The organism is Luteimonas sp. MC1782 (assembly GCF_014164605.1).
Taxonomy (GTDB): domain Bacteria; phylum Pseudomonadota; class Gammaproteobacteria; order Xanthomonadales; family Xanthomonadaceae; genus Luteimonas.
The window spans coordinates 948,294-965,117 of sequence record NZ_JACJFT010000001.1; the positions used below are offsets into that span (position 1 = coordinate 948,294).

Consider the following 16,824-nt stretch of genomic DNA (forward strand, 5'->3'; position numbering starts at 1 on the left):
ATACCCGGCACCCACAGTAGGCGCACCCGGCCAGAGACCGCCGAGGGGACTGCATGACCCGCCGCACCTGGAGCCGCAAGAAAATGGCCTGGACCATCGTCCTGACCGTCATCGCCACGGTACTGGCCGTGGTAGTGGCGATGAATTTCACCACGCCCGAGAAGAAGATCGAACGCAAGGTCGAGCACACGCACGCCGTGGCCGACCCGCAGTTCCGCCGCGAGATGTCGGTGCTGCTGGGCCCGGCGATCCTGCCCGGCAACCATGTGGTCGACTACCAGAACGGCGACCAGATCTTCCCGGCGATGCTCGAGGCGATTGCCGCCGCCGAGAAGACCATCACCTTCGAGACCTACATCTACTGGTCGGGCGACATCGGCCGCAAGTTTGCCGACGCGCTGGCCGCCCGTGCCCGCGACGGCGTGCGCGTGCACCTGGTGGTCGACTGGGTGGGCAGCATCAAGATGGACGCGGAGCTGCTGGAGCGCATGGACGCCGCCGGCGTGCGCGTCGAGCGCTACCGGCCGCTGCACTGGTACAACCTCGGCCGCATGAACAACCGCACCCACCGCAAGCTGCTGGTGATTGACGGGCGTGTCGGCTTCACCGGCGGCGTCGGCATCGCCGACCAGTGGACTGGCCACGCGCAGGATCCCGACCACTGGCGCGAAGCCCACTTCCGCATCGAGGGCCCGGCCGTGGCGCAGATGCAGGCCGCGTTCAACGACAACTGGATCAAGACCACCGGCGAGCTGCTCAACGGCCCCGACTACTTCCCCGAGATCGGGCCGGCCGGCGAGATGGACGCACACCTGTTCATCGCCTCGCCCGCCGGCGGCAGCGAAAGCATGCACCTGATGTACCTGTCGTCCATCGCCGCCGCCGAACACAGCATCGACCTGACCGCGTCCTACTTCGTGCCGGACGAATTGATCACCAAGGCGCTGATCGCCGCCCGCAAGCGCGGGGTGAAGGTGCGCGTGATGCTGCCCGGCAAGCACATCGACTCCGAGACCGTGCGCCTGTCATCCAAGGCCAGCTGGGGCGAGCTGCTGCAGGCCAGCATCGAGATCCACGAATACCAGCCCACCATGATCCACGTGAAGCTGCTGGTCGTGGACCGCGAACTGGTTTCGGTGGGCTCCACCAACTTCGACATCCGCTCGTTCCGCCTGAACGACGAGGCGAGCCTCAACGTCTACGACCACGCCTTCGCCGAACGCATGACCCAGGTGTTCGAGGACGACCTGAAGCACGCCAAACAGTACTCCCACGAAATGTGGGAGCGGCGCCCGCTGCGCGAGAAACTCGCCGAACAGATCGTCCGCCCCATCCGCTCCCAGCTCTAGGCGCTTCCCCCCGCCCCCCCTTCGCGCCTTCGCGCCTTCGCGAGAAACCAGCTTCCGCGAAGCTCAGACCGACTCCACCACCACCGGAATTCGCCCGATCCGCGACTGCCACTCCCGCGGCCCGGTCTCGTGCACCGACTCGCCGGTGGAATCGACCGCCACCGTCACCGGCATGTCCTGCACCGTGAACTCGTAGATCGCCTCCATGCCCAGGTCCTCGAAGCCGACCACCCGCGCCGCCTTGATCGCCTTGGACACCAGGTAGGCCGAACCGCCGACCGCCATCAGGTACGCCGACCTGTGCTTGCGGATCGCCTCGATCGCCACCGGCCCCCGCTCCGCCTTGCCGATCATGCCGAGCAGGCCCGTCTGGCTCAGCACCTGCTCCGTGAACTTGTCCATGCGCGTTGCCGTGGTCGGACCGGCGGGTCCCACCACCTCGTCGCGCACCGGATCCACCGGCCCCACGTAGTAGATGAAGCGGCCGCGGAAATCGACCGGCAGCGGCTCGCCGCGGTCGAGCATGCCCACCATGCGCTTGTGCGCCGCATCGCGGCCGGTCAGCAGCTTGCCGTTGAGCAGCAGTGTCTCGCCCGGCTTCCAGCTGGCGACCTCCTCCGGCGTGACCGTGTCCAGGTCGACGCGGCGGCCCTTGGACGTGTCGTGCACCAGCTTCGGCCAGTCCTCCAGCGACGGCGGGTCCAGCATCACCGGACCACTGCCGTCGAGCGTGAAGTGCGCATGGCGCGTGGCCGCGCAGTTGGGGATCATGGCCACCGGCAGGTTGGCGGCGTGGGTCGGGTAGTCCTTGACCTTGATGTCCAGCACCGTGGTCAGCCCGCCCAGGCCCTGCGCACCGATGCCGAGCGCGTTGACCTTGTCGTACAGCTCCAGGCGCAGTTCCTCCGCCCGATTCGACGCGCCACGCGCCTGCAGGTCGACGATGTCGATCGGCTCCATCAGCGCCTCCTTGGCCAGCAGCATCGCCTTCTCCGCGGTGCCGCCGATGCCGATGCCGAGCATGCCCGGCGGGCACCAGCCCGCGCCCATGGTGGGCACCGTCTTCAGCACCCAGTCGACGATGGAGTCGGACGGATTGAGCATCGCGAACTTGGCCTTGGCCTCCGAGCCGCCGCCCTTGGCGGCCACGATCACGTCGACCTTGCTGCCCGGCACCACCTTGAAGTTCACCACCCCCGGCGTGTTGTCGCGGGTGTTGATGCGCTTGCCGGCGGGGTCGGCCAGCACCGACGCGCGCAGCTTGTTGTCGGGGTGCGCGTAGGCGCGGCGCACGCCTTCGTGGACCATGTCCTCGACGCCCATGGTGGCGTCGTCCCAGCGCACGTCCATGCCGATCTCGAGGAACACGGTGACGATGCCAGTGTCCTGGCAGATCGGCCGGTGGCCCTCGGCGCACATGCGCGAATTGATCAGGATCTGCGCCATCGCATCCTTCGCCGCCGGCGACTCCTCGCGCTCGTAGGCCGCGGCCAGGTTCCGGATGTAGTCCACCGGGTGGTAGTAGCTGATGTACTGCAGGGCATCGGCGATGCTCTGGATCAGGTCGTCCTGGCGAATGGCGGTGGCGGTCACGGCTGGCTCGGCTGCTGGCGGGTCAATCGCGCATTTTACGCTGCCGTGCAGGCGCGGCTTAAACCTTCCGGCATGACGGTGCATCCGACTGGGTATGCTCGATGCCGCGATGACCGCCCCCTGCCACGACCGGGCCACCGATGCCGGCGACCGTGACCTGCCGCTGGCGCGCGCCGCGGCGGCAGGCGATGCCGCGGCCTTCGAGGCGCTGTACCGCCGCCACGCAGCGCGCGTGCACGGCGTGGTGCTGCGGCTGGCCGGCTGGCAGCACGCACGCGCCGAGGACCTCGTGCAGGAGGCCTTCCTGCGCGCCTGGCGGGCGCTGCCGCAGTGGCGCGGCGACAGCGCCTTCGGCACCTGGCTGCACCGGCTGGCGGTGAACACCGCCTTGATGGACCTGCGCGCACGCAATGCACGGCCGGGGCTGGATGGCGACGACGGCGACGTGATCGACGCGCTGGCCGGCGCCGATTCCGCCGGCCACGGCACCGCGCTGGCGCTCGACCTCGACCGCGCGGTGGCGTCGTTGCCGCCGCGCGCCCGCGCGGTGCTGGTGCTGTTCGACATCGAGGGCTGGAGCCACGACGAGATCGCCATGACCCTCGACATGGCGGTGGGCAGTTCCAAGGCGCAGCTGCACCGCGCGCGCCGGCTGCTCCGCACGCGACTTGGAGACTTCGCATGAACCACGACAATCACGACGCCGACCACGGCAGCCTGCCGCCGGACCTGCACGCGCGGCTCGCCGCCTTGCGCCGGGACGTGGCGCCACAGCGCGACCTCTGGCCTGCGATCGCCACACAGCTGGCGCGCCCGCCGGCGACTGCCCGCGGCGGCCACGCGCGAGCTCGCGCGCGGCACCGCGGTCCTGCCCGGCTGGTGCCATACGCCATCGCCGCGTCCCTGCTGGTCGCGGTGGCCGTGGCCTGGCAGCTGGCGCCGCGCCCCGCCCCGCAGACCGCGCAGGCCGCGCTGGCCGCCACGGCCGATGCCGCTGAGGACCCACCACTGCTGCGCGTCGCCGACGCCATGACCCGCGAGTACCTCGGCGCGCTGCGCGAGCTGGATGCCGCGCGCGCCACCACCATGGTGCCGGATGCCGCCGGCGGCGTGGCGGCGGAACTCGACCGCAGCGCAGGCGAAGTGCGCGCCGCGCTGGAGCGCGACCCCGATGCCGTGTTCCTGGTGCAGCGCCTGCAGCGCATCTATGCGCAGCGGCTGTCGCTGGCACGCCGGCTTGCCTGATGCCGTATCCCCTCACGTCCCGCCCGACCACCTGGAGCCCGCCATGATCCGTTCCCTACTCCTCACCGGCGTCGTCGCCGCCCTCGCCGCGCCGGCCTTCGCCGCCACCCCGATCAACGAAACCCGCACGCTCGACGCCCGCGGCAGCGTCGAAGTCTCCAACCTCAAGGGCAGCATCGAGGTGCGCACCTGGGACCGCGCCGAAGTCCGCATCACCGGCAGCCTCGGCGACGGCGTGGAACGCCTGGTCATCGAAGGGGGCGAGCGCAGCCTCTCGGTGGAGGTCCGCTACCCGCGCAACAGCCGCAATTCCGAACCGACCACCCTGGTCATCGACATCCCGCGCCAGGCCAGCCTGGAGGTCGACTCGGTCGCCGCCAGCGTCAACGTCACCGGGGTCGGCGGCGCGAAGCTCGACATCGAGAGCGTCAGCGGCGCGGTGGTTGCGGTGGGCGCGCCGGGCGAAGCGAGCATCGAAAGCGTGAGCGGCAACCTGCGGCTGAACCTCAACAGCCGCGAGGTTGCTGTCGACAGCGTCAGCGGCAACATCGCGCTGCGCGGGCGCATCGGCAGCAGCGTCGAGGCCGAGTCGGTGTCCGGCAACATCGACATCGACACCCGCGGCGAACGCCTGCGCCGGCTGGACGCAAGCTCTGTATCGGGCGACACCAGCATCCGCACCGGCCTGGCCAGCGGCGGCAGCATCACGCTGGAGTCGGTGAGCGGCGACATCCGCCTCACGCTGCCCCGCGATCTGTCCGCGCGCGCCAGCGGCGCCAGCTTCAGCGGCTCGCTCGACGCGGCCGGTGCCGACGTCAAGCGCAAGAAGTACGGCCCGGGCGCGAGCTTCGAACACCGCTACGGCAGCGGCGACGGCGAGGTCAAGCTGGAGACGTTCTCCGGCGACGCGCGCCTGTCGCTCGACTGACCACAGCGGCCGGCGGCGCCTGCCCGCCGGCCGTGATTTCACCCGTGCCTCCAGGGCGCCCGGCATGATGGCGCCATGAGCCCAGCCAGCCCCGCAGCCGACAGCGCCCCGCCCCGTCCCTCGTCCAACCCGTCGTTCCGCGAGCGCGTCAACGCGCTGCGCAACCTGCCGCCGTTCCTGAAGGAAATCTGGCGCACCAGCCGCCCGCTGACCGTCGCCAGCCTCGGCCTGCGCGTCATCCGCGCGCTGTTGCCGGTGGCCATGCTGTACATCGGCAAGCTGATCATCGACGAGGCGATCCGCCTGGTGGGCAGCGGCGCGATCGACGGCGGCTTCGGCGACGCCTGGGCAGCGGGGCTGTTGCGCCCGCTGGCCATGCTGATCGCGCTGGAGTTCGCGCTGGCGATCGTCTCCGACCTGCTCGGTCGGCTGGTGTCGTACTGCGATTCGGTGCTGTCGGAAATGTTCACCAACGCCGCCAGCGTGCGGCTGATGGAGCACGCGGCAACGCTCGACCTCGAGGATTTCGAGGACCCGGAACTGCAGGACAAGCTGGACCGCGCGCGCCGCCAGACCATGGGCCGCATGAACCTGATGGGCCAGCTGTTCGGCCAGGCCCAGGACATGATCACCGTGGTGAGCTTTGCCGCCGGCCTGCTGGTGTATGCGCCGTGGCTGATCGTGCTGCTGGCGGTCGCGCTGATCCCGGCGTTCGTCGGCGAGGCGCACTTCAACGCGCTCAACTATTCGCTCAACTTCCAGTGGACGCCCGAGCGGCGGCAGCTCGAGTACCTGCGCCAGACCGGTGCCAGCGTGGAGAGCGCCAAGGAGGTCAAGATCTTCGGCCTCAACCGCTTCCTGGTGGAACGCTTCCGCGTGCTGTCGCAGGCGTTCCTGCTTGCCAACCGCACGCTCGCGCGGCGGCGCGCGTTCTGGGGCGCGCTGCTGGCGGCGTTCGGCACGCTGGGCTACTACGTGGCCTACGGCTATATCGCGTGGCGCACGGTGCAGGGCGACTTCACCATCGGCGACCTCACCTTCCTGGCCGGCAGCTTCCGCCGCCTGCGGCAGCTGCTGGAAAGCCTGCTGATCGGGTTCTCGCAGGTCGCCGGCCAGGCGATGTTCCTCGACGACCTGTACTCGTTCTTCGAGATCCAGCCCGAGATCGTCTCGCGCCCCGATGCCTCGCCCATCCCGCGTCCGATCGCATCCGGCTTCGTGTTCGACAACGTCGGCTTCCGCTATCCCGACGCCGCGCGCTGGGCGCTGCGCGGCGTCGACTTCCAGCTCCACGCCGGCGAAGTGCTGGCCCTGGTGGGCGAGAACGGCGCCGGCAAGACCACGCTGGTGAAGCTGCTGGCGCGCCTGTACGACCCGGACGAGGGCCGGATCCTCCTCGATGGCCGCGACCTGCGCGACTACGACCTCGACGACCTGCGCGCCAACATCGGGGTGATCTTCCAGGACTTCGTGCGCTTCCACATGACCGCGGCCGAGAACATCGGCGTCGGCCAGGTGGAGGCCATGGGCGACCGCCCGCGGATCGAGGCCGCCGCGCGCCGCGCGCTGGCAGACGAGGTCATCGCCGGCCTGCCCGGCGGCTACGACCAGGTCATCGGCCGCCGCTTCAAGACCGGCGTGGACCTGTCGGGCGGCCAGTGGCAGAAGGTCGCCATCGCGCGTGCCTACATGCGCGACGCCCAGGTGATGATCCTCGACGAACCCACCGCCGCGCTCGACGCGCGCAGCGAATACGAAGTCTTCCAGCGCTTCCGCGAGCTGTCCGACAACCGCACCGCCATCCTGATCTCGCACCGCTTCTCCAGCGTGCGCATGGCCGACCGCATCCTGGTGATGGCCGACGGCAGGATCGAAGCCAGTGGCACCCACGCCGAGCTGATGGCCGCCGGCGGCCGCTACGCCGAGCTGTTCGAGCTGCAGGCCGCGGGCTACCGCTAGCGGCGGCGGTACAATGGCGGGGTTTCCTCCCCAGCCAAGAACCCCGCATGTCATCCGCGTTTGGCACCGAGACGGTGCTGGACGTCCGTCACTGGACGGACGACTACTTCAGCTTCACCACCACCCGCGACGACGGCTTCCGCTTCGAGAACGGCCAGTTCGTGATGATCGGGCTCCCGATCCCCCAGGGCGACGGCTCCAGCAAGCCGCTGCTGCGCGCGTATTCCATCGCCAGCGCCAACTGGGAAGAGCAGCTCGAGTTCTTCAGCATCAAGGTGGCCGACGGCGCACTGACGTCCCGGCTGCGCGACATCCGCCCCGGCGACCATGTGCTGATCGGCCGCAAGCCCACCGGCACCCTGCTCATCAGCGACCTGCACCCCGGCCGCAACCTGTACCTGCTGGGCACCGGCACCGGCCTGGCGCCATGGCTTTCGATCATCAAGGACCCGGAAACCTACGAGCGCTTCGAACGCGTGGTGCTCTGCCACGGCGTGCGCCGCGAAGCCGACCTCGCCTACCGCGACTACTTCGTCAACGAACTGCCCAGGCACGAACTGCTCGGCGACATCCTGCGAGACCGCCTGCTGTACTACCCGGCGGTGAGCCGCGAGGACTTCGTGTTCGACGGCCGCCCCCGGCGCGGACGCCTGACCGAGCTGATGGCGAGTGGCCAGATGATGGCCGACCTCGGCCTGGACCCGCTCGACGTCGCCCACGACCGCGCCATGCTGTGCGGCAGCCCGCAGATGCTCGCCGATTTCCGCAGCCTGCTCGATGGGCGCGGCTTCACCGCGTCGAAGCGCATCGGCGTGTCGGGCGACTACGTGTTCGAGCGCGCCTTCGTCGAGAAGTGATGCCGGCGCGTTGGCCGGCCTGCGCGCCCAGCGCGTAGAATCGCCGCATCGATCCAGAACCGAGGACTCCCGACGATGAAGATCATGGTGGCCGTTGACGGCAGCGACATCAGTGTCCGCGCAGCGAAGTACGCCAACCAGCTTGCGCGCAAACTGGCAAAGCCGGCGACGATCTTCCTGGTCGCGGTGAACCCGGAGCCCTTCCCCGGCGTGGCGACCAGGATCGGCAAAGAGACGGTCGCGCGCATCCATGCCGAGAACCACGAACAGATGCTCGCCCCGGCGCGCAAGGCGCTTGCCCGCAGCGCCATCGAGGTGCGCGAGATGGCGGTAACCGGCGAGCCGGCCGAAGCCATTCTTGCGGCCGCCAGGACCGCAAAGGCCGAGCTGCTGGTGATGGGCTCGCACGGACGCGGTTCGGTCAAGGGCATGTTCCTCGGCTCGGTGTCGAGCAAGGTCATCGCCCAGACCGAGCTGCCGGTCACCATCGTCCGCTGATCGCCGCGCCCCGGGCGCAGGCCCGGGCAGGTTTCAGCCGAGCGCGGCCTCGATATCGGCACGCATGGCGTCGGGCGTGGTGGTGGGCGCATAGCGCGCCAGCACGCGGCCATCGCGTCCCACCAGGAACTTGGTGAAGTTCCACTTGATGGCGTCGATGCCCAGCACCCCGCCTTTCTCGGATTTCAGCCAGGTCCACAGCGGGTGCGCATCGCGGCCGTTGACCTCGACCTTGGCGAACATCGGGAAATCGACGCCCTGGTCGATGGAACAGAAGCGCGCGATCTCGTCATCGCTGCCCGGCTCCTGGTGGCCGAACTGGTCGCAGGGGAACCCGAGCACGACCAGCCCGCGGTCGCGATAGTCGCTCCACAGCTGCTGCAGGCCCGCGTATTGCGGCGTGAATCCGCACTGCGACGCCACGTTCACCACCAGCAGCACTTGTCCGGCGTAGTCGGCGAGCGGCTGCGGCCGGCCATCGATGCGGGTCGCGCTGAATGCGGTGGCCGACGTGGCGGACGGCGTACCCCTGTCTTTCGTCATGTCCTGCCTGGACCCGGGCACGGTACCCTTGGGTGGTTGAGTCTACCTCCGGAGTAACTGATGAAGCATCCGCTGTCCCTGGCCCTCGCGGCCGTGCTCGCCGGCGCCGCGCTGTCCCCCGCGCTCGCCCAGTCCACCGCCGCCCCCGCGGAGTCCGCCATGTCCGCCAGCGCCGAGGCCCGCAAGGGCAATCCCTTCGCGTCCGAGAGCACGCTGCCGCTGCAGTACCCGCATTTCGACAGGATCCGCGACGAGCACTTCGCCCCCGCGTTCGATGCCGGGATGGCCGAGCAGCTCGCCGAAGTGCGCGCGATCGCCGACAACCCCGCGCCGCCGACCTTCGAGAACACCATCCTGCCGCTGGAGACCAACGGCAAGACGCTGGGCCGCGCGATGCGCGTGTTCTTCAACCTGGTGGGCACCGACACCAACGACGCGCGCAAGAAGCTGCAGGCCGACTACTCGGCGAAGTTCGCCGCGCACCGCGATGCCATCTCGCTGGATCCCAAGCTGTTCGCGCGCATCAAGACCCTGCATGACACCCGCGCCACGCTGGGCCTGGATGCCGAAGGCGTGCGCCTGGTCGAGGAGTACTACAAGGACCTTGTGCGCTCCGGCGCGGCCCTGGACGAGACGCAGAAGGCGCGCCTGAAGGAAATCAACGGCGAGCTGGCCAAGCTGGGCACCACCTTCAGCCAGAACGTGCTGGCCGAGGTCAACGATTCCGCGGTGGTGGTCGACACCGCCGCCGAGCTCGACGGCCTGACCCCCGAGCAGATCGACGTGGCGGCCACCGCCGCCAAGGCGCGCGGCCACGACGGCAAGTACGTCATCACCCTGCTCAACACCACCGGCCAGCCGCCGCTGCCGCAGCTCAACAACCGTGCCCTGCGCCAGCGCGTGCACGAGGCGTCGGTGGTGCGTGGCGCGCGTGGCAACAAGTGGGACAACCGCGAGATCGTGGCCACCGTGCTGAAGCTGCGCGCCGAACGCGCGAAGCTGCTGGGCTTCGAGACCTACGCCGACTACGTGCTTGCCGACGAGACCGCCAAGAGCACCGACGCGGTCAATGCCATGCTCGGCCAGTTGGCCCCGGCCGCGGTCGCCAATGCCCGCAACGAGGCCGCCAAGCTGCAGGCGATGATCGACAGCGAGCAGGCCGCCAAGGGCGAGCCGACCTTCCAGCTCGCGCCGTGGGACTGGGCCTACTACACCGAGAAGGTGCGCAAGGCGGAGTACGACTTCGACGAATCCCAGCTCAAGCCCTACTTCGAAATGAAGAACGTGCTTGAGAACGGCGTGTTCTTTGCCGCGACCCAGCTGTACGGCATCACGTTCAAGGCGCGCACCGACCTGCCGAAGTACCACGCCGACACCTGGGTGTACGACGTGCACAACGCCGACGGCAGCCAGCTCGCGATCTTCATCTTCGACCCCTACGCGCGCGACTCCAAGCGCGGCGGCGCGTGGATGAGCTCGTACGTGTCGCAGTCGGGGCTGGAGAAGACCCTGCCGGTCGTGGCCAACCACCAGAACATCCCGAAGCCGCAGGCCGGCCCGACGCTGCTGACCTGGGACGAGGTCACCACGATGTTCCACGAGTTCGGCCATGGGCTGCACGGCATGTTCTCGGACGTGAAGTACCCGTACTTCAGCGGCACCAGCGTGCCGCGCGACTTCGTCGAGTTCCCGTCGCAGGTCAACGAGATGTGGGCCGACTGGCCGTCGATCCTGGCCAACTACGCCAAGCACCACGTGACCGGCGAAGCCATGCCGCAGGCGCTGCTGGACAAGGTGGTCGCCACCGCCAAGTTCAACCAGGGCTTCGCCACCACCGAGTACCTCGGCGCGGCGATGCTCGACCAGTACCTGCACCAGCTGCCGGCCGACAAGCTGCCCAAGGCCGGCGACGTGCTGGCCACCGAGGCCGCGGCGCTCAAGGCCGCCGGCCTCGACTTCGCCGCCGTGCCGCCGCGCTACCGCACCACGTACTTCAGCCACATCATGGGCGGCTACGCGGCGGGCTACTACGCCTACATCTGGTCCGAGGTGCTGGACGCCAACACCGTGGCCTGGATCGAGGAGAACGGCGGCCTGACGCGCGCCAACGGCGACCGCTTCCGCGCCACGCTGCTGTCGCAGGGCGGCAGCAAGGACGCGCTGCAGCTGTTCACCGACTTCTCGGGCAAGACCCCGGACATCCAGCCGCTGCTGGTCAAGCGCGGGCTTGACGGTGCGGTCAGTGACGACGGTGCGCCGCCGAGCGGCGGCAGCGACGCCAGGTAACACCATTGCGACCACCCTTCCTCCGCTCCGGCGGGGGAAGGGTCCGGTTCCGCCGGGGATGTGCGGCTATCGCGGTACGACAATCCCGCCCGGTATGCCGTCCGGCGACATCAGCACCTGCCACAACTGGATCCGCCGCGTCCTGAAACCCGCCATGGACGCTGCCAGGTAATACCTCCACATGCGCCGGAACCGCACGTCGTAGCCCGCCGGCAGCCGCTCCCACGCCGACTCGATGTTGGCGCGCCATGCCTGCAGCGTGCGGTCGTAATCCGCGCCAAACCCGTGCCAGTCCTCGATCACCAGCAGCCCTTCGCAGGCCTGGGCGATCTGCCGTGCCGACGGCAGCATCGAGTTGGGGAAGATGTGCCGCGCGATCCACGGATCGGTACGCCGTTGCGACACGTTGCCGCCGATGCTGTGCAGCAGGAACAAGCCGTCGCGCGGCAGCACGGCGCGCACCAGCTCGAAGTAGCTCCGGTAATTGCGCAGGCCGACGTGCTCGAACATGCCGATCGAGAACACGCGATCGAAGCGTTCACCGCGCAGGTCGCGGTAATCCTGCAGCCTGATGTCCACCGGCAGGCCGGCGCACAGCGCGCGCGCGAAGTGCGCCTGCTCCGCCGAGATCGTCACGCCCACGCCGCTCACGCCATGGCGTTCCGCCGCGTACTTCAGCGCCGCGCCCCAGCCGCAGCCAATGTCGAGCACGCGCATGCCGGGTTTCAACCCGAGCTTCCTGCACACCAGGTCGAGCTTGGCGTCCTGGGCGGCATCGAGGTCGTCGAGCGGCAGACCCTCGCGGTCGCGCCAGTAGGCGCAGCTGTACACCATCGAGCGCCCGAGCATTTCGCGATAGAACGCATTGCCCAGGTCGTAATGGCGCTCGCCGACGGTGCGGCTGCGTCGCCTGGACTGCATGTTGACCAGCCGCGCGAGCACCGCATCGCGGGCATCCGCCAGGCCCGGCGCGCGCCGGTCGATGCCGCCGGCCAGCAGCCTGGCAAGCAACCCGTCCAGCGAGCCCGCATCCCACCAGCCATCCATGTACGCATCGCCCAGGGCGAGCGATCCGCCGGCAAGCAGCCTCGCGGCGAGCCTGCCATCGTGCACCTGCATGTCCCAGGCACGTTCGCCATCGACGCGCACGTCCGCCGAGGCGAGCAGGCGCTCGATGCGTTCACGGACCGGATGCATGGCGCCTGTCTCCCGCACTTGCCCGGGCCGAAGATAGCGCGGAGTGGCGGCGCAGGCCACGCCGTGGCCGCTGGAGGGGAGCGGGCCTCAGCCGGCGGCGAACAGGCCGCGATAGGCCGGCGCGACGTGCGGCAGCAGCAGCGATGCCGGCACTTCGACCGTCTGCACCCCGTCGGAGTACGGCCCCACCTGGTAGGGCGGGAACACGAAGCGCAGCGCACGCAGGCGGCCATCGGGGCCCGGCACCGGCTCGAAGGCGGCGAAGTTCGCCGGCTGCGGCTCCGTGCCATCGTCGATCATGCGGCCGATCGAACGCAGCAGGCGCGCGCGCTCGACCGGCTCGAGCTCGTCGGCATCGATGCGCTGCGAGAGCGCCGCGTGCAGCGACTCGCGCACGAACGCGGAGACATCGCGCCATCCGGCGGGATCGGGAATCAGCGCCGGGGCGCTCAGCAGTTCCTGGCGTTCGGGCAGCCACACAAAGCGCGCCACCAGGGGCGTGCCATGCGCACCGCCGGTGTAGCTGGTGCCCTCCGCCTTCACCGCGACCAGCTGCGGCGTGTCCAGCACGATGTCGAACGGCAGCGAGAGGTCGTAGGGCATGCCCTCCCCGCCCTCGCCGGCGGTGGCCACCGCGTCCATGAGGTCGCCGCGCGCGCTGTCGGCATAGGCCTTGAGCGCCGAGGCCAGGCCCGGGTACCGGGCCGCGCCCGGTGGATAGCTGATGCCGATGATGTAACCGCTGGTGCTTTCCATCACGTCCACGAGCGGCACTTCGGCGCCGGCCGCGGCGGGCGTGGCGGCGCCACCGGGCGCCGGGGCCACGGCTCCGGACCCGCCGGGCACGTCCGCCTCGCGGCGGCAGCCGGCCAACACAAGCAACAGCACGCAGAACAGCAGGCGCTTCATCGGGATCCCCCTCAAGTCCGTGACGGTGGAAAGGCTAAGCGCTCGCACGTGATGCCTGCGATCACGCCATCGCGCACATACGGAAAACCCCGGGCGTTTCCGCCCGGGGTTTCCGGCAAAGCTGCGTTGCGAAATGCGGGCCTTAGACGGCCTGCACCTCATCAGCCTGCAGACCCTTCTGGCCCTGCACGACCTTGAACGAAACCTTCTGGCCTTCCTGCAGCGACTTGAAGCCGGTGCCCTGGATCGAACGGAAGTGGACGAAGAGGTCCTGGCCGCTCTCGGGCGTGATGAAACCAAAGCCCTTGGCGTCGTTGAACCACTTGACGGTGCCGGTCTGACGATCGGACATGAGTGTTACTCCTTGAACATTTTTAGAGGATGCACGGTCCGCAAGCGGATCCGAGACTGTGTAAGCAAGGGGTAACACAGGAACGATGGAGCGGATCTTCCGGACCCGGCCGTACGACCGGCCTTGAAACCTTTGGATCTACCGCACCGGAGCCACGATGTACCGTGATCCCGCCTTGAACAGTGGGCGCACCATACCGCACTTTCGATTGAAAGTGTGAATAGCCCGTGGCTGGAACCCCCTGGCTGGCCGGGTTACAGCGCCTCCAACCCCGGCAGCAGCGTGGCCAGTTCCGAGTCGGTCAGGTTGCGCCAGCGACCCGGCTTCATGTGGCCCAGCTTGACCGGCCCGATCCGTACCCGCACCAGCTGCTTCACGCGGTAGCCGAAGTGCGCCGCCATCAGCCGGATCTGGCGGTTCAGGCCCTGCACCAGGGTCACCCGGAAGCCGTAGCGGCCCAGCTTGCCGGTCCGGCACGGCAGCGTCAGCTCGCCGTGCACCGGGACGCCCTTGGCCATCCCGCGCAGGAACGCGTCGGTGACCGGGTTGTTCACCGCCACCAGGTATTCCTTCTCGAGCTTCGTCTCGGCGCGGAGGATCGTGTTGACGATGTCGCCGTTGCTGGTCAGCAGGATCAGGCCCTCGGAATCCTTGTCCAGGCGCCCGATCGGGAAGATCCGCTGCTCGTGGCCGACGAAGTCGACGATGTTGCCGTCCACCGTGCTTTCGGTGGTGCAGGTGATGCCTACCGGCTTGTACAGCGCGATGTACACGTGTCGGCGCCGCCCCGGGGCGGCGCTGCGCGCGCTGAGCGGCTGGCCGTCGAGGCGCACCTGGTCGCCCTCGCCCACCTCGGCACCGATCCGGGCGCGCTGGCCGTTCACGGTGACCCGCCCCTCGCCGATCAGGCGGTCCGCTTCGCGGCGGGAGCAGGCGCCGGTGTCGCTGATGTGCTTGTTGAGACGCATGGAGCGCGGATCCGGGGCTGGCAAAACGGGGCGCAAGTCTGGCAGACCCCGGCGGATCGCGCTCGCGGGCGCCGCGGACCCTCAGGCGGCGAGGTCGGCGTATTCCGGATGCTTGGCCAGCCAGGCACTGGCGTAGGCGCACAGGCTGCGCACCTTCCACCCTTCCTCGCGGGCATGGCGGAACGCCGCCTGCACCAGCTGTGCGCCGATGCCGCGCCCGCCGACCTGCTCCGGCACCACGGTGTGGGTGATATGCATGACCCCGTCGCCCATCTCGTAGTCGAGATAGGCGGCATGGCCGTCGACGTCGGCGACAAAGCGCCCCGGGATGGCGTGGTGGATGATGTCGAGCTGCTCCATCGCGCGTCTCCTCAGTCGGTGTCGCCGCGATGGTCGCGACGGCCCTGCGCGTGCCGGTCGCGCGCGCTCATGCTGCCATGGATCGACGCCTGGCGGCTCTCCGCGGCATGCAACTCCAGCGCCTTGGCCTTGGCCTCGGGCGACTGGTAGCCGGCATCCGGAACGTGGCTGGTGGTGGGGTCGAGCGACTGCCAGGGCTGCGCCTCGCGGTCACGCTGCTGCTTGGCGGCCAGCAGCTTGCGGGTATTGGCCAGCGCCTTGCGGGGGGTGAGGGCCTTGGTGGCCTTGGTGGCCTTGGTGGTCTTGGTGGTCTTGGTGGTCTTGATGGTCTTGGTGGCCTTGGCCGGCGCGGTCGCCTTCGCGGCCTCCTCCACCCTCGTGGTCTTCGCGGCCCGCTTGGCCGGCGCGGCCCTGGCCGCGGCAGGCGTCGCGGTCTTGCCTGCCGGGGTGGCCCGGGATGCGGCCGCCGCGGCGGGCGCCTCGCGGCGCGCCTCCACGAAGCGCTGCAGGATGTCGACCAGCAAGGCTTCCTTGCGCTCGGTGCGAAGGGCCGTTTCGGTGCGCCCGCCAGCCACGTCACCACGTGCCCGCGCGGCCTGCTTCTGCCGCTTCAGCAGGTCGCGCGCGCGGTCGCGGGCGGCGCGCGCCCTGGCGACCCGGGCCGCCAGCGCGGCGCGGGTCATCGCGCGCAGCGCGGAGGGGCGGCTGTCGTCGAAGAGGCGCATCTCGGACATGTTGAGCAGTTCGCTTGCTTGCGGGCGGTTGACGGCCATTCGCAATCTCCTGGCGGGTGTGCGCCAAGCAATATCACCCCCGCCATGCACGCCCGGTGAGCGCAGCGCACCGCGTCATAGCCGGCCCGCACGTGCGCGGGGCTGACCCCCAGCGTCACCTGGCGGCGCGCCCGGGCGACGCCAGCGCGACTGGCACGCTTGATGCGTACCACCCCGCCAACACCAGGGGAGCCCAGCCATGTACGCCGATATCGACACCAGCACCGAGCACCAGGCCGTCACCCGGCTGTTCGACCTTGTCCGCGCCGGCGAGGTCGACAACCTGGAATTCAGCCAGCTCGACTCGCTGGTCTACGCCCGCCTGCTGCGCGCGTACGACGTGGACACCGCTGCCACGGCCGAAGAATCGATCTCCTGACCGCGGGCCCCGCCGTCAGAACGACGGCGACATCAGCCGCGCCAGGAACACCTCGATCACGCGCGGCTCCATCGTCACCGTGAACAGCACGCCGTAGCCCGCACCCCAGAGGTGCGCACTGTGGTTGACGTTGTCGCCACCCTGGCGGTCCATCCAGATCGAATAGCCGACATACAGCACGGCGTACACGATGGCTGGCACCGGCAGGAAGAACACGAAGATCAGCGACCACGGCTGCACCAGGATGAAGGCGAACAGCACCGCCGACACCGCGCCCGACGCACCCAGGCTGCGATACGCGGCATCGTGCCGGTGGCGCAGGTACGTCGGCAGGATCGCGACCACGATCGCCGACAGGTAGAACAGCACGAAGCCGAACGCGCCGAGGTAGGGCGCGAACATGCGCTCCACGTGCCGACCGAAGAAATACAGCGTGACCATGTTGAACAGCAGGTGCTGCCAGTCGGCATGCACGAAGCCGTGCGTGACCAGGCGATCGAACTGCCTGTTGCGCTCGATCGCCGGCGGCCACAGCAGCAGGCGCTCCAGCAGGCGGCGGTTGCCGAACGCCTGCCAGGACACCAGCACGGTGACGGCGAGGATGACGAGGGTGACGGGTGCGTCCATG

The 16,824-nt window shown here is 69.3% G+C and carries 18 protein-coding genes; 9 read left to right on the top strand and 9 right to left on the bottom strand.

Translation table 11 applies throughout. The annotated features are described in order from the left end of the window. Window positions 1-83: 83 nt before the first annotated feature. Window positions 84-1,349 (top strand): phospholipase D-like domain-containing protein, encoded by a 1,266-nt coding sequence (locus H5368_RS04500; protein ID WP_182823754.1) that lies wholly within the window; start codon window positions 84-86, stop codon window positions 1,347-1,349. A 63-nt stretch (window positions 1,350-1,412) separates the two neighbouring features. Here the strand turns inward: H5368_RS04500 and H5368_RS04505 are convergent, their stop codons facing one another. Continuing rightward, window positions 1,413-2,942, bottom strand: coding sequence for a fumarate hydratase (locus tag H5368_RS04505; protein ID WP_182821768.1), 1,530 nt, complete (start codon window positions 2,940-2,942; stop codon window positions 1,413-1,415). A 109-nt stretch (window positions 2,943-3,051) separates the two neighbouring features. Between H5368_RS04505 and H5368_RS04510 the strand changes: the two genes are divergently transcribed. From H5368_RS04510 to H5368_RS04535, 6 genes are all read left to right on the top strand, one after another. Then, window positions 3,052-3,627 carry a sigma-70 family RNA polymerase sigma factor gene (locus H5368_RS04510; RefSeq protein WP_223878033.1) on the top strand — a complete coding sequence of 192 codons (576 nt, stop codon included), beginning with the start codon at window positions 3,052-3,054 and terminating at the stop codon, window positions 3,625-3,627. Then, window positions 3,624-4,187, top strand: coding sequence for a hypothetical protein (locus H5368_RS04515; protein WP_182821772.1), 564 nt, complete (start codon window positions 3,624-3,626; stop codon window positions 4,185-4,187). Before H5368_RS04510 ends, H5368_RS04515 begins: the two co-directional genes overlap by 4 nt. Window positions 4,188-4,230: 43 nt before the next feature. Beyond that, the gene (locus H5368_RS04520; protein ID WP_182821774.1) at window positions 4,231-5,115 is read left to right on the top strand and encodes a DUF4097 family beta strand repeat-containing protein; all 885 of its coding nucleotides are present in this window, start codon (window positions 4,231-4,233) and stop codon (window positions 5,113-5,115) included. A gap of 75 nt (window positions 5,116-5,190) precedes the next feature. Beyond that, window positions 5,191-7,074 carry an ABC transporter ATP-binding protein gene (locus H5368_RS04525; RefSeq protein WP_182821776.1) on the top strand — a complete coding sequence of 628 codons (1,884 nt, stop codon included), beginning with the start codon at window positions 5,191-5,193 and terminating at the stop codon, window positions 7,072-7,074. Between the two features lie 47 nt (window positions 7,075-7,121). After that, window positions 7,122-7,931, top strand: a complete 810-nt coding sequence (locus H5368_RS04530; RefSeq protein ID WP_182821778.1) for a ferredoxin--NADP reductase — start codon at window positions 7,122-7,124, stop codon at window positions 7,929-7,931. Between the two features lie 87 nt (window positions 7,932-8,018). Beyond that, window positions 8,019-8,429 (top strand): universal stress protein, encoded by a 411-nt coding sequence (locus tag H5368_RS04535; RefSeq protein ID WP_182821780.1) that lies wholly within the window; start codon window positions 8,019-8,021, stop codon window positions 8,427-8,429. A gap of 33 nt (window positions 8,430-8,462) precedes the next feature. Here H5368_RS04535 and H5368_RS04540 read toward each other — a convergent pair whose 3' ends face one another. Next, entirely contained in the window at window positions 8,463-8,972 is a 510-nt protein-coding gene (locus H5368_RS04540) for a glutathione peroxidase (protein ID WP_182821782.1), read from the bottom strand. Window positions 8,973-9,032: 60 nt separating this feature from the next. Here H5368_RS04540 and H5368_RS04545 point away from each other — a divergent pair, with 60 nt between their 5' ends. After that, window positions 9,033-11,258 (top strand): M3 family metallopeptidase, encoded by a 2,226-nt coding sequence (locus H5368_RS04545; protein ID WP_182821785.1) that lies wholly within the window; start codon window positions 9,033-9,035, stop codon window positions 11,256-11,258. Between the two features lie 66 nt (window positions 11,259-11,324). Here H5368_RS04545 and cfa read toward each other — a convergent pair whose 3' ends face one another. From cfa to H5368_RS04575, 6 genes are all read right to left on the bottom strand, one after another. Then, window positions 11,325-12,455, bottom strand: coding sequence for a cyclopropane fatty acyl phospholipid synthase (gene cfa, locus H5368_RS04550; protein WP_182821787.1), 1,131 nt, complete (start codon window positions 12,453-12,455; stop codon window positions 11,325-11,327). A gap of 87 nt (window positions 12,456-12,542) precedes the next feature. After that, window positions 12,543-13,364, bottom strand: a complete 822-nt coding sequence (locus H5368_RS04555; RefSeq protein ID WP_182821789.1) for a DUF3298 and DUF4163 domain-containing protein — start codon at window positions 13,362-13,364, stop codon at window positions 12,543-12,545. A gap of 142 nt (window positions 13,365-13,506) precedes the next feature. Then, complete coding sequence (locus H5368_RS04560; RefSeq protein WP_096297887.1) at window positions 13,507-13,716, bottom strand: cold-shock protein; 210 nt, start codon at window positions 13,714-13,716, stop codon at window positions 13,507-13,509. 254 nt (window positions 13,717-13,970) lie between these two features. Continuing rightward, window positions 13,971-14,684, bottom strand: a complete 714-nt coding sequence (locus H5368_RS04565) for a pseudouridine synthase (protein ID WP_182821791.1) — start codon at window positions 14,682-14,684, stop codon at window positions 13,971-13,973. Window positions 14,685-14,765: 81 nt separating this feature from the next. Next, window positions 14,766-15,044 (bottom strand): GNAT family N-acetyltransferase, encoded by a 279-nt coding sequence (locus H5368_RS04570; RefSeq protein WP_182821793.1) that lies wholly within the window; start codon window positions 15,042-15,044, stop codon window positions 14,766-14,768. Window positions 15,045-15,055: 11 nt separating this feature from the next. Further along, window positions 15,056-15,817 (bottom strand): hypothetical protein, encoded by a 762-nt coding sequence (locus tag H5368_RS04575; RefSeq protein WP_182821795.1) that lies wholly within the window; start codon window positions 15,815-15,817, stop codon window positions 15,056-15,058. Window positions 15,818-16,016: 199 nt separating this feature from the next. Here H5368_RS04575 and H5368_RS04580 point away from each other — a divergent pair, with 199 nt between their 5' ends. Beyond that, the gene (locus H5368_RS04580) at window positions 16,017-16,196 is read left to right on the top strand and encodes a hypothetical protein (RefSeq protein WP_182821797.1); all 180 of its coding nucleotides are present in this window, start codon (window positions 16,017-16,019) and stop codon (window positions 16,194-16,196) included. A 15-nt stretch (window positions 16,197-16,211) separates the two neighbouring features. Here H5368_RS04580 and H5368_RS04585 read toward each other — a convergent pair whose 3' ends face one another. After that, the gene (locus H5368_RS04585; RefSeq protein WP_182821800.1) at window positions 16,212-16,823 is read right to left on the bottom strand and encodes a rhomboid family intramembrane serine protease; all 612 of its coding nucleotides are present in this window, start codon (window positions 16,821-16,823) and stop codon (window positions 16,212-16,214) included. Window position 16,824: the final 1 nt, after the last annotated feature.